The sequence below is a fragment of the Vibrio sp. Y42_MX_L11 genome, from assembly GCF_024181785.1.
GTDB lineage: Bacteria > Pseudomonadota > Gammaproteobacteria > Enterobacterales > Vibrionaceae > Vibrio > Vibrio diabolicus.
Map to the genome: position 1 here is coordinate 47817 of NZ_JAMZAP010000026.1, position 19149 is coordinate 66965.

General features: G+C 44.2%; 22 protein-coding genes and 1 pseudogene. 3 read left to right on the forward strand and 20 right to left on the reverse strand.

Translation table 11 applies throughout. The annotated features are described in order from the left end of the window. Position 1 precedes the first annotated feature (1 nt). On the reverse strand, positions 2 to 1015 hold the full coding sequence (locus tag NL643_RS20515; RefSeq protein WP_253645082.1) for an HlyD family secretion protein: 1014 nt from the start codon (positions 1013 to 1015) through the stop codon (positions 2 to 4). Positions 1016 to 1462: 447 nt separating this feature from the next. Here NL643_RS20515 and NL643_RS20520 point away from each other — a divergent pair, with 447 nt between their 5' ends. From NL643_RS20520 to NL643_RS20530, 3 genes are all read left to right on the forward strand, one after another. Beyond that, a complete protein-coding gene (locus NL643_RS20520) occupies positions 1463 to 1915 on the forward strand; it encodes a MarR family winged helix-turn-helix transcriptional regulator (protein WP_005395130.1) in 453 nt (150 codons plus the stop codon). 63 nt (positions 1916 to 1978) lie between these two features. Beyond that, positions 1979 to 2722 (forward strand): SDR family NAD(P)-dependent oxidoreductase, encoded by a 744-nt coding sequence (locus NL643_RS20525; protein ID WP_047009819.1) that lies wholly within the window; start codon positions 1979 to 1981, stop codon positions 2720 to 2722. A gap of 596 nt (positions 2723 to 3318) precedes the next feature. Continuing rightward, on the forward strand, positions 3319 to 3522 hold the full coding sequence (locus NL643_RS20530) for a hypothetical protein (protein WP_005395134.1): 204 nt from the start codon (positions 3319 to 3321) through the stop codon (positions 3520 to 3522). Between the two features lie 75 nt (positions 3523 to 3597). Here the strand turns inward: NL643_RS20530 and NL643_RS20535 are convergent, their stop codons facing one another. The 19 genes and pseudogenes from NL643_RS20535 to NL643_RS20625 all read right to left on the reverse strand — a co-directional run bounded on the left by NL643_RS20535 (position 3598) and on the right by NL643_RS20625 (position 18682). Continuing rightward, positions 3598 to 5076, reverse strand: a complete 1479-nt coding sequence (locus NL643_RS20535; RefSeq protein WP_104971775.1) for a cation transporter — start codon at positions 5074 to 5076, stop codon at positions 3598 to 3600. Between the two features lie 9 nt (positions 5077 to 5085). Further along, on the reverse strand, positions 5086 to 5544 hold the full coding sequence (locus NL643_RS20540) for a CesT family type III secretion system chaperone (protein ID WP_048626457.1): 459 nt from the start codon (positions 5542 to 5544) through the stop codon (positions 5086 to 5088). Between the two features lie 230 nt (positions 5545 to 5774). Continuing rightward, a complete protein-coding gene (gene vopR / locus NL643_RS20545; protein WP_253645083.1) occupies positions 5775 to 6752 on the reverse strand; it encodes a type III secretion system effector VopR in 978 nt (325 codons plus the stop codon). Positions 6753 to 6762: 10 nt separating this feature from the next. After that, positions 6763 to 7209 (reverse strand): type III secretion system chaperone, encoded by a 447-nt coding sequence (locus NL643_RS20550; protein ID WP_253645084.1) that lies wholly within the window; start codon positions 7207 to 7209, stop codon positions 6763 to 6765. 264 nt (positions 7210 to 7473) lie between these two features. Then, the gene (locus tag NL643_RS20555; protein WP_006741525.1) at positions 7474 to 8637 is read right to left on the reverse strand and encodes a VopS family T3SS effector adenosine monophosphate-protein transferase; all 1164 of its coding nucleotides are present in this window, start codon (positions 8635 to 8637) and stop codon (positions 7474 to 7476) included. Between the two features lie 3 nt (positions 8638 to 8640). After that, complete coding sequence (locus NL643_RS20560; RefSeq protein WP_230198177.1) at positions 8641 to 9126, reverse strand: CesT family type III secretion system chaperone; 486 nt, start codon at positions 9124 to 9126, stop codon at positions 8641 to 8643. Positions 9127 to 9258: 132 nt separating this feature from the next. Continuing rightward, positions 9259 to 9897 (reverse strand): HrpE/YscL family type III secretion apparatus protein, encoded by a 639-nt coding sequence (locus NL643_RS20565; RefSeq protein WP_006741524.1) that lies wholly within the window; start codon positions 9895 to 9897, stop codon positions 9259 to 9261. Further along, positions 9876 to 10541 carry a SctK family type III secretion system sorting platform protein VscK gene (gene vscK, locus NL643_RS20570; RefSeq protein WP_114322286.1) on the reverse strand — a complete coding sequence of 222 codons (666 nt, stop codon included), beginning with the start codon at positions 10539 to 10541 and terminating at the stop codon, positions 9876 to 9878. The genes NL643_RS20565 and vscK overlap by 22 nt, the downstream gene beginning before the upstream one ends. After that, positions 10534 to 11280 carry a type III secretion system inner membrane ring lipoprotein SctJ gene (gene sctJ, locus NL643_RS20575; RefSeq protein WP_086012989.1) on the reverse strand — a complete coding sequence of 249 codons (747 nt, stop codon included), beginning with the start codon at positions 11278 to 11280 and terminating at the stop codon, positions 10534 to 10536. The genes vscK and sctJ overlap by 8 nt, the downstream gene beginning before the upstream one ends. Beyond that, positions 11280 to 11624, reverse strand: coding sequence for a SctI family type III secretion system inner rod subunit VscI (gene vscI / locus NL643_RS20580; protein ID WP_005377202.1), 345 nt, complete (start codon positions 11622 to 11624; stop codon positions 11280 to 11282). Before vscI ends, sctJ begins: the two co-directional genes overlap by 1 nt. Before the next feature lie 8 nt (positions 11625 to 11632). Beyond that, positions 11633 to 12268, reverse strand: a complete 636-nt coding sequence (locus NL643_RS20585) for a YopR family T3SS polymerization control protein (protein ID WP_253645085.1) — start codon at positions 12266 to 12268, stop codon at positions 11633 to 11635. Continuing rightward, positions 12265 to 12624, reverse strand: coding sequence for a YscG family type III secretion system chaperone (locus NL643_RS20590; RefSeq protein ID WP_047009830.1), 360 nt, complete (start codon positions 12622 to 12624; stop codon positions 12265 to 12267). Before NL643_RS20590 ends, NL643_RS20585 begins: the two co-directional genes overlap by 4 nt. 3 nt (positions 12625 to 12627) lie before the next feature. Further along, the gene (sctF, locus tag NL643_RS20595) at positions 12628 to 12876 is read right to left on the reverse strand and encodes a type III secretion system needle filament subunit SctF (protein WP_047009831.1); all 249 of its coding nucleotides are present in this window, start codon (positions 12874 to 12876) and stop codon (positions 12628 to 12630) included. An 18-nt stretch (positions 12877 to 12894) separates the two neighbouring features. Then, the gene (locus NL643_RS20600) at positions 12895 to 13098 is read right to left on the reverse strand and encodes an EscE/YscE/SsaE family type III secretion system needle protein co-chaperone (RefSeq protein WP_012841766.1); all 204 of its coding nucleotides are present in this window, start codon (positions 13096 to 13098) and stop codon (positions 12895 to 12897) included. Next, on the reverse strand, positions 13085 to 14386 hold the full coding sequence (gene sctD, locus NL643_RS20605; RefSeq protein WP_012841765.1) for a type III secretion system inner membrane ring subunit SctD: 1302 nt from the start codon (positions 14384 to 14386) through the stop codon (positions 13085 to 13087). Before sctD ends, NL643_RS20600 begins: the two co-directional genes overlap by 14 nt. Positions 14387 to 14391: 5 nt before the next feature. Further along, on the reverse strand, positions 14392 to 16275 hold the full coding sequence (sctC, locus tag NL643_RS20610) for a type III secretion system outer membrane ring subunit SctC (protein WP_101911949.1): 1884 nt from the start codon (positions 16273 to 16275) through the stop codon (positions 14392 to 14394). Beyond that, complete coding sequence (locus NL643_RS20615) at positions 16263 to 16691, reverse strand: YscB family type III secretion system chaperone (RefSeq protein ID WP_074191269.1); 429 nt, start codon at positions 16689 to 16691, stop codon at positions 16263 to 16265. Before NL643_RS20615 ends, sctC begins: the two co-directional genes overlap by 13 nt. 12 nt (positions 16692 to 16703) lie before the next feature. Further along, the gene (locus tag NL643_RS20620) at positions 16704 to 17684 is read right to left on the reverse strand and encodes a T3SS regulon anti-activator ExsD domain-containing protein (RefSeq protein ID WP_006741518.1); all 981 of its coding nucleotides are present in this window, start codon (positions 17682 to 17684) and stop codon (positions 16704 to 16706) included. Positions 17685 to 17832: 148 nt separating this feature from the next. After that, a pseudogene (locus NL643_RS20625) lies at positions 17833 to 18682 on the reverse strand (helix-turn-helix transcriptional regulator). Positions 18683 to 19149 lie beyond the last annotated feature (467 nt).

Genomic DNA, 19149 nt, shown 5'->3' on the forward strand with positions numbered 1-19149 from the left:
GTTAACCTTGTGCCGCGGTCTCGATCGTTACTTCTGCAGACAACCCCGGATAGACTCGTTGACTCAACTCTTGAGGGATCTCTAGCTCAATACGTACTGGTACACGTTGTACTACTTTTACGAAATTGCCTGTCGCATTTTGAGGTGGCAATAAACTAAACTGTGCACCAGTCGCCGGGGTTATCGAAGAAACACGGCCATGCAATGGATGGTTTGGAAACATATCCAATACTACTTCAACCTCTTGCCCAGGCACAACGTTCTCAAGTTGTGTTTCTTTAAAGTTTGCCTCTATCCAAACATAATCTGGCACCATCACGATGAGCCCCATTCCTGGTTGTACAAACTTGCCGACTTGCACTTGTCTATCTGCCACATAGCCATCGAATGGTGCACGCACCGTGGTTCTTTCCAGTGAAATATTAGCTAGTCGTAAGTTTGCTTCTGCTTTTTTACGCTGTGCTGTCAGTTGCAACTTCTCAGTCATCAATGTGTCGAGCTGTTTTTGCTCAGCAGCTAAGCCCAATTTAGCGGTTTCAAGATTACTGCTTGCTTCAATAGATAGCGTTTTTTGTGCTTCAAACTGATTTTTGCTCACAGATTGCTTTTGTACCAAACGAGAAAGACGTTGAAACTCCGCCGCTTGGTGTTCGGCATTTGCACTCGCGCGGCGAATACCTTGCTTCGCCTGCTCAATTTTCATTAACTGCATATCCGTTTTGATTTGATTTGCAGTAAGCTCAGATTTCGCAACATCTAGTGCTGCTCGAGCAATTTCTTGGTTGGCAATAAAGTCTTCATCATCAATGACAAACAAAGGAGTTCCTTCTCTTACCCACTGGTTATCTTTGACAAAGATTTCGCTTACCTGCCCCCCAACCTCAGGTGAAATGGCCGTAACGTCTGAATGAACATATGCGTTATCCGTCATTACAGTATTCGGCTGGTATAAGGCACAGCCAGCGGCAAATAACGAACCAACAACAAGCGACAAGGCGATAACTTTCTTCTTCATGTTTGAAATCCATTTTATGACTTCCACAAACTGTACTGTACCGTACAGTTTTAGTAAAGGTGCATTTGATCATTGCCAATCAAAAAGATCAATCTCATTGATTTATCATGAACTTCTTGAGAAGAGTGTTTCGAATGAAAAGAATGAAAATCTAACCATTTGTAATATAAATAAAAAAATACATTTAAACTGAATAAATAAAGAGAGGATTGCAACTCCCCTACCTTTATTGAAGCTTGCTCCCCAACTCGGTGCATCAGGCGCAAACATTTGACTGGCCGAAGTTTTCGAAGCTACCTCACCAATTTTCATTAGCACCTCAATCTGACACATCAACCCAACGATAAGCACAAGCTAGTAGCATTTTCTTCAAACGAATTTGACATCGCCCAACATAGTTGTGTATACAACCATATTGTTCGTTCATGTTATTTGGTGAAATTTTCCATGTCCCAATACAACCATCATCAGTCTCTCGGTCACCTTACGGGGCTTGCTAGTCGCCTGTTTAACCGATTACTCACTACCCGTTTCAAAGATGCTGGTATTGATATGACAGCAGAACAATGGGGTGTCGTGTTGCTGTTGCGAAACAACGGTGCCCTTTCTCAAAGTCAGATTTGTGAACTGTTGTACTTAGAAAAATCGAGCGTCAGTCGCTCAATTGATGGGCTTGAAAAGCGCGGTTGGACAGAGAGGAAACCTTCGCCAACGGATAGTCGAAGCAAGTTAGTCGTGCTAACAGAAAAATCTTTAGACACCGTTGATACATGTGCAAATATCGCTTCGCTAGTACTGCAAGAAGCCCAACAGAACCTTGCTGATGCCGACCTAGATAACAGCAAACAGCAACTTTCTAGCGTGGTAGCGAACTTACGCAAGCTTAACGGACAAATTTAACTTATCAGCGTACGTTGCGACAGAAGCTGGTTTAACAGTCAGGCCTAACCTTGGAGAAATACGATGACAAAACGCAATGCTTTAATTACAGGTGGCGCTCGTGGAATTGGTGCAGCAACAGCAAAAGCACTCGCTGCAGATGGTTACCGAGTTTTTATCAACTACGTAAATAGTACTGCGGTCGCGGAAGCGTTAGCTCAAGAAATTCAAAACGCCGGTGGTGAGGCGTACACTTTAAAAGCTGACGTTCGAGATGACGCACAAATACAAGGAATGTTCGACAGCATCGCAAATGAACATGGTGGCGTTGATGTTCTTGTCTCAAACGCAAACATGAGCTTTACCGCTAAACCTTTCACTGAGCAGTCGTGGGAAGAGTTTTCACAAAAGCTAAATGACGAAATGCACGCTGCATATCAAACGGCAAAATTGGCGGTAGAAAATATGAAAGCCAGCCAGTTTGGTCGCTTAATTTTTATCTCTAGCACCTTATCAGAAGCCCCTGCACCAAGCTTTATTGCTCATGGTAGTGCAAAAGGTGCACTTGATAGCTTTAGTAAATACCTCGCCCAAGAACTTGGTCCCTTCGGGATTACGTCTAATGTCGTTGCTCCGGGTCTTGTAGAAACAGACGCAACAAAAGGTGCTCCTGAAGAGTTTAAAGAAACCATTCGAATGTTCACACCAACGCAGAAAATTGCCACACCTGAAGACGTAGCAAACACCGTGAGCTACTTGGCAAGTGAAAAAAGCGGACATATCACGGGCACATACAATCCAGTATGTGGAGGCGCCTACCTACCATAGCACCAAGTGTGCTAGGCACAAATACAAAGGCATGTACGCATGCCTTTGTATCTTTAGGTATTGCTTTGCAACGCGCAAGCTTCCTTCATGGGCGGTTTTGTCTGAAGAAAAATAGAAAGTCCTATCTATTTCTTATAATCGGTGTATAGTGAGCTCAGCTCCTAACCGTGAGCTATTGATGAAATATTTAGTTCGAGTCTCTTCTTAGTTTTCTTTCGAGTCATTTCGTTACTCAACTCCTGTAGCAACTTATTCTTTATCTTCCATTAAATAGCCTCAGTTTTGATTTAAATACGAGCGAGAGTTAGCTCTCTTAGCATGGTTATCACAACGCGCTGTCTTTACATCGATAGGTTTATAAGGAATTTAACCTTATAAAAACAATCAGTAAGCGTCAAAATAAGACATAACGCGCATAGCCTCTTCGTGTATATATCATCACTATTTAGGAATAGTCATTAGCGGTGAAATATATTAATCAGCGCGATGACAATGGAATATTTAGACTTAATTTAAACCATTTTGACTTCGTTATTCCTATAAAAGTAGAGGTTAATTAGATTGACCTTTAATAAACACGCTCTAGAGGAATAAAAATGAGAAAAAAACGAGATAGCTTTCAAAAAAAGAATAAAAAAAGCAATTATGAAGATAAATTTGAGTTGATGGTAAAAGAATACCACAGCGCAAAAGAAGTATTAGACGCAATGCCAGAAGGTTCGGCTGACTACGACAAGCAGAAAAAGCACTGTGAATCTCTATTTGCTAATGCCGAGCGCTTTTTTAAGCGAAATCAGTAGGCCAGTTTAACGCCTAGATAAACATCCGGCAAAACACCATATACGGTAAGGGAGCATCTGCTCCCTTACTTTCAATTAAACCCAACCTTCCGCTAAGTACATCAGTCGCAATTGACTTGGTGAGCCCAGTTTATCTAATGCATCCAACTGAGCGTCACTCAGGTTTGGGCATTTATCAAGGTATACTCGTCCATTTTCGGCATCAAGTGGCAGTTTGTAAGTCAGCTTTTCATTGATTTGACTCGCCTCACCTTTATCGATCGCTCGAACCGCAGGCATGAGCCAATCCCAATCTTCGCCCAGCAGCTTTTTAAACGCACTATGAGCAGTTGCCTCAGTTTTGCTTGGCGCATCTTCTGGACTTAGCTTCAAGATAGAATCAACGTCAGGGACTAAGTGTTCACTTGGCTCTGAGCCCAACATCTTTTTCAACGTTAATCGAGCCGCTTCCATCTCTTGTGCTTCTTTAGGCGCTTGAGGTGATGTCATCGCCGTGTTCTCTTTAGGGCCAAGGTACGCCATTAATGCGCGTACAGAAGCTGGATCTTGCATGCTGAAGGTAAAATCTCCTTTGGCATTAGAAACTTCAAGCCTTGGTAAGACACCAGACATCTCACCTTGCATGAGTTGCTCTTTGACTTCTGTATTTAGTCCGTATGCTCCAGCTTGGTTCGCAACAAAACCACCACCACTGATGATGCCAGTCGTGGCAGCCGAACCAATGGCTTCTTTTGCTATCGGCGTAACACCCGCTGTCGCTACGGAGCTCACACCAAAAGTACCCAAGCTCCCTGTCGCCATACCCAATGTTGCCCCAACTGCACCTTCAGCTGATAACATTGCATGACCTTGAGCCAATGTTTGTTGCATCGGCATAGAGAGACGTTGGTCTCGCCCTGGAAGCTGCGAAATTTGCTCCAGCTGATGGTGGTAAGCTTCAGCATCGCCATTGACTGCCGCTTTGTGCAGCTCGCGTCCTGTTGAAATTAATAGCCCTACGCCAGGCAAGGCTAGGTTGATGACTGCATTAACGCCAGAACCTTTCAGTTTTTCTTTGCCCATCTGTAACAGTTCGGCACCAAAACCATCCATTTTCCCCGGGTACTGAGCCTCTAAACTCACCTGCATACGCGGATCTTTGCTGATCGCGTCAAACGTATTTTTAAGCTGCTGGTACGTATCGCTGCTCACCTTGACTTCATCCAACAAGCTGACAACTTCTAAGATTTTGCGCTCAGTAAGCGGCTCACCGCGATAACCAGAAGGGCTAACTAATGAGTAAGCTAGCAAGGCAACCTCAGGCTTTTCTTGTTTAAGTAGCGCCTGTTTCAAATCAAGGTGAGTTTTGATGTTTTCTTGGAAAAACTTAGTGTATTTGCTTCTCAACACGCCTTCGTGGATAGAAGCAAACTTGTGACCTTTGTGGAACGTTGAAGGTTCTTTTACCTCACCTCTTTTACTGATCACTCGGTCATCTTTTTGCGCAGCGACTGCACGAAACTGTTCTAGATCAGGTACTGGGCTTTGACTGATTTTTTGCGTTGTATTGACCATTTTTCTCTCCTACACACGAAGTGATTGAACATGAGCTTGTTCATGATTAGGGGTGGTTGGAATCGCTTGATCCAACATTGCAAAACGCGCTTGCCACAATTCAGTCTGTTCAATAACCTCATGAAACCAAGCAGTAAGATTCGTCGTGTTTAGGTGCTCAACTGGTTTACGTCCCGCTAAGACAAGCTGTCGACCATTTGGGGCTAAAGCAAGTGCAAGGCTGCCACTACCGATGCCCTGATAATTAGCATGAGCAAGAAGCTCTAAACCTTTTAGTCTTTGTTCGCCCGACTTGTCTAATCTTCCGAACGTCACGGACAACATTAAGTCATCCGTATCTGTCGCGATGAAATACAGCATGTAGCGATCATCGACCAGTAGCTGACAACGTTCATTGTCTTCAAAATTCAGTTCGGGTAACTCATTGAGTTGGCAAAACTCCAAGAGCAGTTGTTGAATCGTGTTCATAACTTTTTCCTTTTGTTTCAATAACTCTATTGAACAACGATTGCAGATTGAACGATGTCGGTAATGGCTTTATTTTTGTCACTTTTTCGCCTTCATTGTGAGGTTTTCCGCAGAAATCTCGCTGTAAAAATGAGTTGCCAGAGTAATCAAAAAGAGCAGCTCAGGGCTGCTCTTTCAATAAAGGTTAGAAGCTTAGCATTATGTATTTGCTCACTTCTTTTGCAGAGTGACTAACCCAGTTTATGGCTATCAAAAATGACTTCTGTTGGCGGGAACATATTCGAAACAGGTGGTCGTTGCGCATCTCCAAACATTGGTGCACCGAATGCGGATGTTGCCCAAGGATCAACAATTTTCACATCCTTACTCCATGTTGAGGGATCTTTGATATCACTCCCCTCTTGTCGACCAACCAGTACATAAAGGTGTGTACCTGAATGACCCTTTTTAAACGCAACCACTTCTACTTTAGGCTCACCTTCAGGTGTGCCTGACATGCCTTGAATCATCTCAGCAGCGGCAGCAAAGGCAAATGTAGTACAGCAGCCGGCTTTCGCGTTTTGTACTACCTTAGCAATGTTTTGTAGGGTGCTTAATTGCGGTGCGGTTCCTCTTTGTGCTGCAGCTTGAACTCCGTTTGCGGACATAGTCGCTCGTTGATCTTGCATGATTCGCGCTTGATTCGCGTGAAGCGCTTCTAGTCTAGGCTTTCCTTTGGTTTCATAAAACTGCGAACCTTTTACACCAAATGTATTTAAGTCTGTACAGGCAAAATCACCAAGCTTTTGAAGGTTAGCTTTATGTTCGTTGATCAGCGCTACACTCGATGAGGTTTTATTCGCTTTAGAAGAAGAGACCGCCGTTTGTGCGGCTGGCCAATGTGAACTAGGACCAGACGACAATCTCTCAAGATTTTTCAGACTACCAAGCGTTAACTTGTTTTCACCGTTCAACACATTTTGCAGCATCAGCTTCGCAACGTCTTTAGGAATGCCCTGCTTCGTGAGCAGATTCACCACAATGTCTTTCGCTTTATTCTGGTGGCTAATACGCGCGCTGACGCTTTTGTTTTTAGGCGCCCCTTCTTTAACAAAAATATCTTTGCCATTATGCGCTCGAACCTCTTTATCGTCAGCTTGATTTTGTGTCGCCAAATGGGACGTTAACTGACTCAACGAATGCATGTGTGATGTATTAATATTGACCATGTTTGATGCCTTAAACCTGAATAAATGCGTGTACGTCTGTTTGGCTAAAATCTACAACCGTATTGTTCTGAAATAGCTGAGCCCAAGTATCCACTAGCTCATTCAGTTGAATCATTAAGTTAGCAATATTGGTGAGTTCACTCTCGGCCGCGATGGCAACCTGAAGAACCACATCTTTAGTGGTTGGATTAACGCAAAACTGTACACCGCCGGTTTCTCGATATAAGAAGTTGTATTCAAGTAAAACTTGAAGTTTGTCTAACGTAATATCCTCTTGTTCTATGCGCAGGTTTTTAGAAATCAACAACTCGCCTTTTTCCTCCACAAGCAGAACATCGACACTGTTATTTTCAGCAAAATGCAGTGACCACATTTGATCGTCATACGCTGTCACGCGCTCAAGGTTCAGCACTTCTCCCAGTTCAGAGAGAAGCATATTAATCTTTCCTGTATCCATGTTGTGTCCTGTCTAATTTAATATACCTAAGTAGCCTCGAAATATCTGATGCAGCGAGACGACTTGGGTATAACGGCTTATTTAAATAAGCTCATAAGGATAAGAGCGATTTTATGGCGTGATAGACACAAGAGCTTTATTTAAACGTCTCAATTTTATTGCTATTAGCCGTTTTAGCGAGGTAGAAAAATGAAGAATAAGTTGGATAAAGAAATAAGAAAAGAGCGGCAATCGCCGCTCTAAAATTGGAATAGAAGAGAAAAATTACTTGATACCGTGAAGGCTGTTCTCTGCGTTCATAGCCAAAGGATTGAATGAGTCGTTACGAAGTTCTGCTATCGCGTATAGCATGCGTCCCATGCGACCGTTTCCATCGGTGAACCCGTGATACCCAATGACTCCTGCAAACAAGTGTTTACCCAGATCTTTATCCGCCACTGGGTTTTCTTTCAAAAATCCTTCAATGTGCTGCTTTAGCATCCCCTCACCGCCAATACTTGAAGGCAAAGTACCACCCGAAATATTTGGCCCTCGGTAGTCACGTTCAACATCAGGTACCAATCGAGCGTGTAGCTCTTTTAAGTTGTCCATATTCAATAAGTCTTTACCATTAGACGCGTACTCTTTAAGTAAAGACGTAATGTTTTCGGCATCGTTTCCTTTAGAGTTAGAAGCATTAATGATCCACGCCGCAGCTCGTTCGACATTATCGGTGACGCCACTTTTGTTAAACGCGTCCTCTGCCAGTCCTTCAGCGTATACACCTTGGCTTAGATCGGTGCTTGCTAGACCTTCGATATGGCGTTGCGCCGATTTAAGATGCATCACCTCCATATCAAACACCGCTTGCATTTGATTGATGCTACCTGCTGGATTTTTTTGCGCTGCAGACACACCACCGCCGTAGTCTTTTACTACACGTCCAGCAAGCGACTTCGCTGCACTTTCTCCAATCAGTGATGTGAGGTTTTTACCAGAATCGGTTTCTAGCATTGATTCTGTCATTGCTCGCTCCGCTAACTGGTTTAGCTCAGCAGAGTGCGATTGGACCGTTTTGCTATCCAATTTTGCGAATGCATTTAATACATCTGATGCGGTTTTTATGTTTCCATCTTTGAAGAACATTTGTCCATGCTCAACAGAAGAAGCAGCTCGTAAACGCTGAGCTTGGCCTTGCTCATTATCAAATACGGCTTTTGTAAGGGCTTTCGCAACCGATTGTGAGCTGCCTTCGCGAAACAATTTTCCTGTCGCTTCAAAAAATCGCGCTACCGCACCATTAGTAGGATTGGTACGAGTAAATTCTTGGGTCGCTGCGTTGATTTGATATTCTTTGCCACCAATACTCAGCTTGCCTTCGTTTAGTATCTCGTTGCGAGCTTGCGGCATGGCAGCCTGCAATGCGCTAACACTTCCAAAACTGATCATGTTTTAAACCCTTAATGTGGAAAAATGAGTAGTACTCGTTACCGGGACTTCGGTTGTTTTATTGATTACTTTTTGCGTGTTCGCACTTTTTAGCCATTCGATGAAATTCGCTAATGATTCATCAAGAAAAGAAGCAGTTAACAGTTGCTGGTGCAGGTGTGTGAAACCGATGTATCCCGTTTCTGCCTCCCAGAATACCGCTGGAGAGCCTTGCGTTAAGGCATCTTTCATATGTTGATGCAAAACATCATCACTCGGCTTATCGCCTGAAATCAGCCCAATAAGTGTCAGGCGATCTTCTTGTGCGCGAATTGTGATTGCTGTGTTTTGGTCAATGAGTAGATGACAACAATCATCCTCATCAAAAACCAGCGACTCCAGTTGGCAGCGGCTGGCAAAATCTGTCAGTAAAGAAGTTATAAATCCATTAGCCATTCGACTAAATAATCCTATTTTTGTTGTTTTAGAGGCGCTGCTTGGTTGCAACACTTATCACCTAAGCAGCTTTCTTAGGTGTATTCTTAAGGATTTATGGCAGTGAATATTTTAGAAATGGTCGGATTTTTTTTGTTTAAAGGCATTAAAATGAAAAAACTCAGCAAGTACTGAGTTTTTTAAGATTTATTCATGAATCGTAATTTTACGCTCACTGAGTTGCTTCACCATCGCTTGCTTTAATGCATGCAGCTGTCCATCAATACTGGCGTCGATGATCCCGACTTCAGTTTCCAGAATGCAGCCTCCATTTTTCAAGCGAGCGTCTGCTACCACGTCAACGTAACCGACTTCAGGGTAATCACTCAATACACCAGCCACCTTTTCCCTCACATCAACAACCTGCTCTGGATGGACATGTAAAATGACCTGCTTTTGGTTGCTCACCAATTGCAACGCTTCTCGCACGACGCTCACCGTGGTATCGACATCATCAAAGGTATCGATGATCTTACGTACCGCTTCTAACACCACGCCTGTCATTTTTTCTTCGACTTGCTGATAGTAATCATTACAACGCGCTAGGGTTTCAACCATCGTTTGCGCATTTTCAATCTTGGCTTGTGCGAGACCATCTTGATAACCACGTTGTTTTTCAGTTTCGTAGGCTTGTTGGGCATTAGCAATTATGCTTTCAGCTTTGGAGTTCGCGGCTTCAACTAAGTGTTGCGAATCAAGATAACTGGCATAATCTTTCGCTTTCAGCACCTTTAAGCCAGGTGCCAGCTGCAAGTTGTCTGTTTTTATTTCAACAAATGAAACCATTGGGGAATAACCTGTTTTGCAATTTTTTTTGTGAGTCGATACGCCAGATCTCGCTGATCTTTTGCCAACCAGCTAGCCATTTCCGTACTCTCGCTGAGCTGCTGTTCTAGTTTGAATTGCCAACGCAGGACAATGTCTTCTGGCGAGTTAACTAAAACAAACCTTATCCAGGAGTACCCAAGCGCTTGCATTTTTGCTTCAACAGACCGCTCATCCAATGATTCTGGCAACGGATGTTGCCAACCTTGCGGCCAACTGGATAACAACATCGGCCCGTTTTGAATCAAGAACCGAGCGCCTTCCAATCCAAAGACGTTGTTCAGAACCTGTTTCGGATGTTTTAAAACAACGCCTCGCATTGCCACACAATGTAAAGCTCCGCCCACCATCAGTACGAGTTGGTTCAACGCATCCGCTGGGAGCAACGCCAAGCTATGGCAAGGTTTGTTAAAAGCCGTCTCTGGAACTGGAGATAACGCCCACTCATTTATGCACCATTGGTTAAACATGGGGTTATCTCTCCAACCTTCAATATTTAGTAACCAAGGCTGTTTCTGTTCTATCCAACTTTTATGGATGTATTGGCAAGGCGCGTAGTTAAACTGATGTTGTACCTGCGCGAGTGGTGTTTCTGGTTTAACCACGCTTTGTGTTCCTGCGGCACCAAGTAAAAGTAGCGATATTTGAACCGATAAGCGCAGCTACCAAGAACACCAAAATGGCGATAAGATTATTCGCCGTCTCTTTGGTGACCTGAACCGACAAAATGCTTTTAAATTGATTGTTTTGAGTAGCAACTCGTACCTCTGATGAGGGTACCATCACTACGCTGATTCGATCGTAATTCAACCCCTCAATACTATTGTTCACCAATAATTTGATCTGAGGAACATACGAGTCAAGCGCAATATCCGCCGCGTGTTTAATAAACACAGAGGCAGATGCAGGCGTTGGACGCTCTCCTGGACGTAGATCTTGATCTTCCAAAACAACATGAACACGTGCCACCAGCACGCCATCAATCTGAGATAAGGTTGAAGAAAGTTCTTGAGATTTCGCGTACACCAAACGTGCTCGTTCTGCTAATGGCGACGAGATCAAATCGTCTTTGGGAAACACCTCTTTCAATGTAGAAAACTGCTCTCTTGGATACCCTTTTCGCTTCAGCGCGTCTACAGCGAAGGCGATTTGAGAACTGTCTACCATTAACTTGACGGTGTTGTCTTTGTCAGGTTCTTTTGTTGCAACGACACCTTCGGATAATAAGATCGATAACATCTCATTCCCCTCTTTCTGAGTTACGTTGGTGTACAGCTCGGTCTGACAACCCACCAGAAACAACGTGAGCATGATGAAAACCGCTCTCATTTTATTCATCATCACTATTGTGCCTTCAATAAGGTTTCTACGTTTTGTGTGGTTTTACCCACGGTTTTTGCGATCAGCTCTTCTTGAAAAGTAATGCGCGTCAGTGCCCACTGCATTTGCAGTAATTGCGCCGGATCATCACCCACCATCTTCATGTTGTCTTGCAGGTTACTTTTCGCGTTATCGATAGTATTTTTTAACTCGCTGATGTTTTCGAGCAAACCGCCCTCCAAGCCATTATTCGCCTCGGGAACCGACATGGCTTGCTCGAAACGTTCACTTAAACCGTCCTCGACTTGTGCATCCTGCAACTTATCAATGTTGGTTTGCATCACCTCGGTGTACTGCGTGTTTATCATATGTACTCCTAAGACAAATCTAACTTGTGACTATGAGTCACGATGTTTTTCACCATCGCATTTTTTTGGATCATGAAGCTAAGCTCATCACGAACTATGTCCAGTGTTGATGCCATATCAGGTAACGACTTCAACTCAGCCCAGCTGTGCCACAAGGCTTGTTCTTTCTGGGCACCCAGTGGAAAATGCTGCGCCAACATTTCTTTAAGTGCTGCTTTATCGACAGGTGGCTCAGCAATAAGCTGGCCCGAAAAATCCCCTAGCAACTCCTGCTTCAACACCTTTAATAAATCAGCTTGCGGGTGTTCGGTGCCCTTTGCACTCTTCGCCTCATGAAAGGCGTACCACATTGCCTCTCGTTTAACTTGAGGATCGGAGAACGCTTCATTCAACGACGATAAGACGCTTTGTTTACTGACAACGTCTGCGCCTTTTAGTGATTCATACCACGCTTTGATGCCCGCCAGTTTCGCTTCTGTTTTCTCTAACGTCTCTTTTGGAGAGGCGTGTGAAGCTTCCGCTTGCTTGGCATTACGCTCCATGAGCACATTCATCTTATCTTCATCGCTCCGCTCATAATGGCGCGACTCCGATTGGCGCAGAGGTTGTGGTTGAAGAGTTAGATTACTTGAATCAACGATCATCCAAGGTTCCTAATGTCCTGAGAAAAGCTTGCAGCAAATGCTTGGCTTTCTTCGCTTCCCTGTGATGCGAGTTCTACCCAACTTTCCGCTTTGCTCAATAAACCAGCTTTGGCGGAAGCAAGGGCCGCTAAACTGATCAGATCTGGATAGGCGTTGCAAAGTGGTTCGAGCAATTGATGAGCCTCTTCGTACAAGCCTTTATTCATGAGGCTCATTGCACGAATCATCACCACGGTCTCTTCAGAACCAGAGCTTGCTTCAAGGCCGTCCGCAATCGTGTTAGCTTCTTGATGACGATGCATACCGGTTGCCATCAGCGCGATTTCAGCCAGCAATTGGCGCATTTCTCGTTCCATGCTTTATACCTTCTGGAGAATCGACTGCATCACATCTTTAATCGCACGAGTGGTGGTCGCATTGATGTTGTAAACAACAGACCATTTGTTGATCGCGTGCTGAAGTTCAGCCAGCTTAGATGGATCATCGGCGTTTGTTTCTAGGTTCTTGATGGCAGTCGTCACCTCTGTGTTGGCATCTTTCGCTTGTTTTTCTAACTTAGTTTTAACATCATCAAGGTTTACACTGTTACTAGCATCGTAAAATGACATAAGACTTCCTCGTATTTTTTAGTTCGCTTCGTATGATTCAACGACCGCATGTGCGGCGGTGTAAGCTTCATACTGTTTGAGTAGCAATTGGTACTGCTGTGGTGAGCACCCTAAATCCAACTGACGTTTCACCACCGCTTGTGCTTCTAAGAGCTTGCTCTTAATCTTGTGCACTTCCGCACCGTTTTTGTCGTTATTTAAAATTTGTTCAAGATTTGTCATTGTTCGTCTCGCCCTCGTATCCGAGTTCTATTGTTATCACCCGCCCGCCTTTGACCAGCTCAATGCCAGCAGGCGTAACACTGGATATGCGGTAGCCTTGAGGCGTTCTTGCACCAACCATGTAACGAACGTTATCAGTCAGAATCACATATGGAACCTGACCAAAGTTAACGCTACGAAAAGGGAAATCGATGTTGGTGCCTTTACTCACCTTAGGTATGGATTTCAAAACTAAATATGGTTTTTCACCATATTGTTCTCGGAAGTCTCGAGTCACACCGTAAAATCGAGTCGTTTCGATATCATCAAGTTCCCCGCGTACTTCGATGCGATCACCGCTGGTAACCAACTGGACTTTTTTCAGTAGCTCTGCATCCGTCAATAAGGCTTTTAGCGTATCCATGTAGGCACCCGCTCTTTGCAGTTCAACCTTCCACGCTACTAGGCCCGGTACGTCTCGCTCTAAAATTTGCTCAACTTGGTTCCAGCGGCTTGCATCATCGATATAACCCGTCAGTAACAGTGTGCCCGTCTCATCCCCATTTTCGACTTTCACCTGGTGATAGCCGAGGTTTCGCAAAATAAATCGAACCCCGCGACGGATTTCTTCCATCGTTCTTAAGTCACTTTTGTAATTGATACCTAGTACATCAATTCGACCAAGCAGATCGAGTTTCTGAGTTCGATCTTCAACATAGCCTTCCAAAACCGCTTGGCGTGCGGCGGCATTCCATTCCACACGAACGTCGCTAAGTTTGAGCTCGCCTAAGATGTTGCGCACCAAAACAATGGGTTCTGCTTCTGTGACAGTCTCATTATTGTTTCCGTTAGCTTGGCTGTACCACATACCAGCAAAAATGACACTCGGGACAAAACTACAAAGCAAGGCGATGAGCGTTGTTTTTTTCCAGCTAGAGCGTTGTACAGCAACAACAGGTGTATCCTGTTCGCTAGATTCGTCGCTGACGTTACTCACGATTAACGCATCTTCTGCGTACCCCAGTGCGAACTTCACAACACCTACAGAGACAACGGCATGGCGTGACAACTCGATCCCATCATCTTCAACAGAGATGTTTTCACCGTTAATATTTGCCTCTTTGCAGCCTCGTAAAATGACCGAGTCTTGCTGGCAAACCAACGTGAAATGGTTAGCTTCGACCCCAGCATCAGACAGCACAAGATCTGCGATAAAGTCGTCACTGCCAAGCACAAGAGCGCCCTCAGGTAAGGTGACTTCAACTCCGGAATGCACGCCTGATAAAATACGAATTTTCCATTGCTGCATCGCGGTTAAGGCTCCTCTGATGGACGCACACACTCACTTTGTGAGTCATCGCATTCCAATACTTTTACACGCCAACCCTTTTGCCCTGTCGGCAATTGGCACTGCGTCAATTGAGACGACTGTTGCTGTGACAATAAGTCTTGCTGATAGCGCTCTGCTTGAGTCTTTGATGTGCAGCTATACACTTCGACGACCGATTTAAATTCAGCACTGTTGTTGGAAATGTTGTTGAGCTTGCCAATGCTTGGTCGCAGATCGTACTCATTACCAATCAACACACTATCGCCAATACCATCCACAACGATTCGCGGTTCTAGAATAAACATGCGCACCGTGCGGCGTTTAGTGTTGGTATTACTTCTAAACAACGCACCTAAATATGGGATGTCTCCCAACAGTGGTACTTTACGTAACTGATGACTCACTTCATCTCGGTACACACCACCGATAAGTAAGCTTTGCCCTTGTTTCACCGTCGCCAAGGTACTGATTTCAGTTTTACGAACGGAAGGAAGGTCGTCGACACCACCATCGGTAATCTTTGCCCCGTCTTCGAGATGAAGGCTCAGATTGATTTCTGGTCGGGCAGCAAACCTGTCACCAACGATACGCGGGACAATTCTCAGTAACGTGCCATACGTGACCTCTTCCAGTGCTGCGGTCTCTTTACCAACCAGCTTGACGTAAAACGTGCTGCTGTTGTTCAGTACCGCTTCGACATTTTCTTGGGTTAACAGTGTTGGTCTTGAAACCACTTGAGCACTGCCTTGAGATTCCAATAAACGGATTTGAGCCAACAGGTAATTCAGATTGGTTGAATCAAGCAAAGACTTAAAATTTTGTCCGCTGCCGAGAGTCACATCACCCGAACTCACATCCCCGGTTGTTTTGATATCAACAATTCGATTATTTCCGACAGATACTCCCGCTCGCCAATCCACGCCTAACTGACTTAAATCGTTGGCACTGATGTCGACAATCGATAACGCAACTTCAATTCTTGATTGCGGTTGGTCCAATTGAGCGACCAGTTTGCGATAGAGCGGCAATCGCGCTTGAGTATCACGAACAATAATCGCATTAAGGCCCGGCTCTGCTTCAACCGTTGCTCCGCCATGAACTGAGGCGGTTTTATTGCTTTTTACAGGCTTATCTGAACTGGTCACTTCTTTGTTCGACGCACTCGTCACTTGAGTTTGAACACCAGACACGACTCGCTTTAAAACCGATGCGATACCCGGAACCGTAATGGTCTGATCTCGATATGCAATTTCTCTATCCGTTGCAGAAGCGTACTTCAAAGGAATTATTTCAACGAATAACTCGTCGGTTGAATTCGATTTCTGCAGCAGGCGCGTTTCTAATGCTTCGGCCGTTTGTACAACTAAGTCGACATAACGTGGAGGACCTGCAAGATAAACCAACCCTTTACTTTCAGCGGCTCTCCACCCATAGCGCGAATCCCACACTCCAGTGGAAATTAACGTGCTTCGTAGCTCTCTGGCGGTCAATAATTCTAATTGGAGTAAACGTGAGCGCGTTTCTGTCGCCTTATAGACATGTAACACGGCACCATCGAAATACCACATCAAGTTATAGACTTGCGATAAGTAGTCGAGGAACTCAGCCGGATCATCAGGAGTAAAACGTCCACTCACTCGATCATTAACTTTGTCACTCACAGAAACCGAAACGCGATAGTTTGCGCCAAAGTTATTCAACAACTCTTTTAATGAGTCGTTATCTGCATAGTATCGGAATGGTTGTTCGGGCCAGTGTAAGTCTGTTGCTTGTGCGAATCCCAACGGAGCAAAGCTCACAGCACACAACAGTATCTTTGTGGCAGCACGTCTGATGTTCGGAAAGACTTTTCGCATCATGGCAACCACACATTATGATTAATCGTGTGGTTCACGCGCTCTTGCTCCAATAATGCCATATAACGCTCACATAGATTAACGTGCTTAGAAAGCAAAGAAGAGAACAGCTCAATCGAACAGTCCTCGATCCTCACTTTGCTTTGTAAAATCAGCTGCTGATCATCATTCGCTGTTAGTACGCAGCCATCTTCACGGATTGTTTTTAGTGAGAGCTGCATGCAACGTTGTAACGCTTGTTCTTGTTGATAATCTAGATGCTCTTTAAACTGGAAGGGTAAAGCTGCTTCCCATAAAAACCATGATGCGTGTTGTTTGATGGTCAGTGACAACTGATCAACCTCGATGTTGTAAGAGCCATTTTCTGAGGCAATAAAATCCCCTACCTTTAGCGTTTCCGCTAAAGATTTCATCATCTTATCTAACATTTAACGCCCTATTTAAATCTGGCTGAGGTGATTGCAAGCCTGGCCGCACTGGCCGCTTTGAGTGTCAAAATAGTAGTGATCAATGTCGCCAACAATTTGCATGCTCTTGAACCACTGCCATACTTTCGCAACCGCATTTTGGTCGTTGTAAACCACATCACATGCATCCCAGACTTCGTTCAGCTCAGGAGCTTCAAGTCGAACTTCCGAACACCACTTTTTCCACTCAGAGATAAACTGAGCAGTCGTAGAAGTGTACTCTGCGAACCCTTTAAGCTCGTCTAGGGACGGTTGCCACTTCTCAATTAACGAACGATGACATTCAATCACTTGCATCTGTTGTTCGCTCAACGTCCCGAGTTGATCTTTCAACTGGTGCTGTTGGCGCTCAATTAAATCGAGTTGCTGTTGTACAAACACCGCACTGGTGTCCTCTCCCGATAGTTTCGACCAATATTCCTTTTGAATATCGAGCTGATTGATAAGCTGTTCCACTTTAATGGAGGCATGCAAAGCGCTTTGATCAACTTGACGGTTAATCCACTCGTTTAGAGATAAATGAAAACAAAGCATCAACGTTTTTGGTACCGCTAAATTGAAGCGAAAACCAAGACGCGCGTTGATGTATTCCAGTCTTTGTTCAAAGGTCACGAGTGTGCGGCTATCACTGAGCTGCGACCCAATTTCCAAAAATAAACGCATGGCGAATCGGTCAAGCGACGCACCGAGCTTTTGATACGTTTTCACCAACTGGCTTGCGCACAGGCTATCGACGACGCTTCTATCCAACAAGCGCTGAAGTAAAGATAACTGTTCATAATTAATGACGCCTTCACTCAACAATTGTCGGTGATTGACGTGCACAACATTGAAATCCTGCGTTGATCTAGAAGCACTTTCATATCGAGCTCCTCTCTGCAAAACAGTCACTTTCCGTTGTGTCACAATGCTGTCTGGAAAAAGCGAACGGCGTCGCCAATGCTGCTTTTTCATTTATGTTCGTCTCCGCACCCCTCTCGAACGATCCAGAAAGAAAGAGGTGTAATAATTTTTAATCGTTCGTTGTTACATGACGCATAATAGAATTTACGCTGATGAGTGACTTTCAAAATTAGTCAGAAAATTTTAGTCCCAAGTCATTTCATTTCGCGATAGCTACTTGATCGTCTCCCGAACGTACACGGCTTGGCGTCGTTCCAAAACGACGGCGGTAACTCTGCGTAAAGTAAGACTGACTAGAAAACCCAGCCTCCATCGCCACATCCACGATGCTCATCTTGCTCGTCAACAGGAGTTTATGAGCGTGCAACAATCGGCGCTCACTGATCCAAGCTCTTGGAGAAATGCCATAGTGCTCATTAAATAGCTCTTTAAAAGTCGTTAAGCTAGCACCAAACTCTTGCGCATAGTCAGTCAACTTCCACTCTTTGAGGTAGTGTTGTTCCATAAATCGACGTAACCGTTCCGATGTTCGGTTCGTTTGTTGTGACAGCAACGCATAGAGTGATTCTCCCCCTTTGCCGTGCAGCAAAAGAATGAGTAACTCTTCATATTTTAGGCACATGATCGCATCTGGATACGCCTGTTGCTCAAGCGTCTGCATGCTGGAAAGCACTTGCTCTACGAGTATGTTCAAACCAAAAGTAAACAAGCCAGAACAAACTTTATCTACCTTGGGCAGCATCATCAAAAGATCACTGTGCTTTTGTAATAGCTGGCTAACGAGTTCGTTGTCGTAGGTTATAATCGACGCTTTGTATGCCCCGTCTAAGGGCGAGTACTCGAATAAGTAATCCCCTTACCCCATTTTCTGCCGCGACATCGATTGTGCAATCACCTGTTTGAACTCGAAGCTGACCATTGTGAACGACAACAATGTGAGATTGGTCTGAGTGAAATACTTCGTCAGATTTTTCATAGCGGGAAAAACTACGAATTTTTCGCGAGCTCGAGCCGACCTTTTCTTTGTTTAGTTGGCCTGACACATCCATTTTCTACCCTTCATTATTTTGAGTTTCTCAGTACGAGTGTTGAGAAACTTTCAAAGCAATACTTTGATTGTTGTTATTTCTAAGTACTGCTATATCAATTAAAGAAGCAAAGAAAAGAGCATAGAAGTTCATATCACTTACCATACCCCCCGAATAATTAGCGAATATCCTAAGCATTACCCTTACCTAAAGGTAAAAGTTTATCTTAGTAAACTCTGCTGTCCGTCTTTATTATTTTTATCAGATAGCGTTTATTATTAGCCAAAACTTAAATATCATTTCGTTATTAAAGTTTAGGATTTTTGTTATACATTAGAATAAAATTAAATAGATTATGGTATCGTTTATCCGTCATTCCGCAGCCAATTTAGGAATAAACTGCTTCATACAGAACACCAAGAAGCTTAAGCAGCCGAGTCTGATGCTCTTGAACACCCGTTATGAAGCTTTGGCCGCCAAATTCGAGT

Excerpts from the sequence above, each read along its gene's own strand:
- NL643_RS20590 (WP_047009830.1), bottom strand. The coding sequence starts at position 12,624 with ATGGAACGAGAAATGCGCCAATTGCTGGCTGAAATCGCGCTGATGGCA.
- NL643_RS20540 (WP_048626457.1), bottom strand. The coding sequence starts at position 5,544 with ATGAACACGATTCAACAACTGCTCTTGGAGTTTTGCCAACTCAATGAG.
- NL643_RS20615 (WP_074191269.1), bottom strand. The coding sequence starts at position 16,691 with ATGTTAGATAAGATGATGAAATCTTTAGCGGAAACGCTAAAGGTAGGG.
- NL643_RS20585 (WP_253645085.1), bottom strand. The coding sequence starts at position 12,268 with ATGATCGTTGATTCAAGTAATCTAACTCTTCAACCACAACCTCTGCGC.
- sctD (WP_012841765.1), bottom strand. The coding sequence starts at position 14,386 with ATGCAGCAATGGAAAATTCGTATTTTATCAGGCGTGCATTCCGGAGTT.
- NL643_RS20530 (WP_005395134.1), top strand. The coding sequence starts at position 3,319 with ATGAGAAAAAAACGAGATAGCTTTCAAAAAAAGAATAAAAAAAGCAAT.
- NL643_RS20515 (WP_253645082.1), bottom strand. The coding sequence starts at position 1,015 with ATGAAGAAGAAAGTTATCGCCTTGTCGCTTGTTGTTGGTTCGTTATTT.
- NL643_RS20565 (WP_006741524.1), bottom strand. The coding sequence starts at position 9,897 with ATGGTTTCATTTGTTGAAATAAAAACAGACAACTTGCAGCTGGCACCT.
- vopR (WP_253645083.1), bottom strand. The coding sequence starts at position 6,752 with ATGGTCAATATTAATACATCACACATGCATTCGTTGAGTCAGTTAACG.
- NL643_RS20550 (WP_253645084.1), bottom strand. The coding sequence starts at position 7,209 with ATGGATACAGGAAAGATTAATATGCTTCTCTCTGAACTGGGAGAAGTG.
- sctF (WP_047009831.1), bottom strand. The coding sequence starts at position 12,876 with ATGTCATTTTACGATGCTAGTAACAGTGTAAACCTTGATGATGTTAAA.
- NL643_RS20555 (WP_006741525.1), bottom strand. The coding sequence starts at position 8,637 with ATGATCAGTTTTGGAAGTGTTAGCGCATTGCAGGCTGCCATGCCGCAA.
- NL643_RS20520 (WP_005395130.1), top strand. The coding sequence starts at position 1,463 with ATGTCCCAATACAACCATCATCAGTCTCTCGGTCACCTTACGGGGCTT.
- NL643_RS20600 (WP_012841766.1), bottom strand. The coding sequence starts at position 13,098 with ATGACAAATCTTGAACAAATTTTAAATAACGACAAAAACGGTGCGGAA.
- NL643_RS20525 (WP_047009819.1), top strand. The coding sequence starts at position 1,979 with ATGACAAAACGCAATGCTTTAATTACAGGTGGCGCTCGTGGAATTGGT.
- NL643_RS20620 (WP_006741518.1), bottom strand. The coding sequence starts at position 17,684 with ATGAAAAAGCAGCATTGGCGACGCCGTTCGCTTTTTCCAGACAGCATT.
- NL643_RS20535 (WP_104971775.1), bottom strand. The coding sequence starts at position 5,076 with ATGGTCAATACAACGCAAAAAATCAGTCAAAGCCCAGTACCTGATCTA.
- vscI (WP_005377202.1), bottom strand. The coding sequence starts at position 11,624 with ATGATAAACACGCAGTACACCGAGGTGATGCAAACCAACATTGATAAG.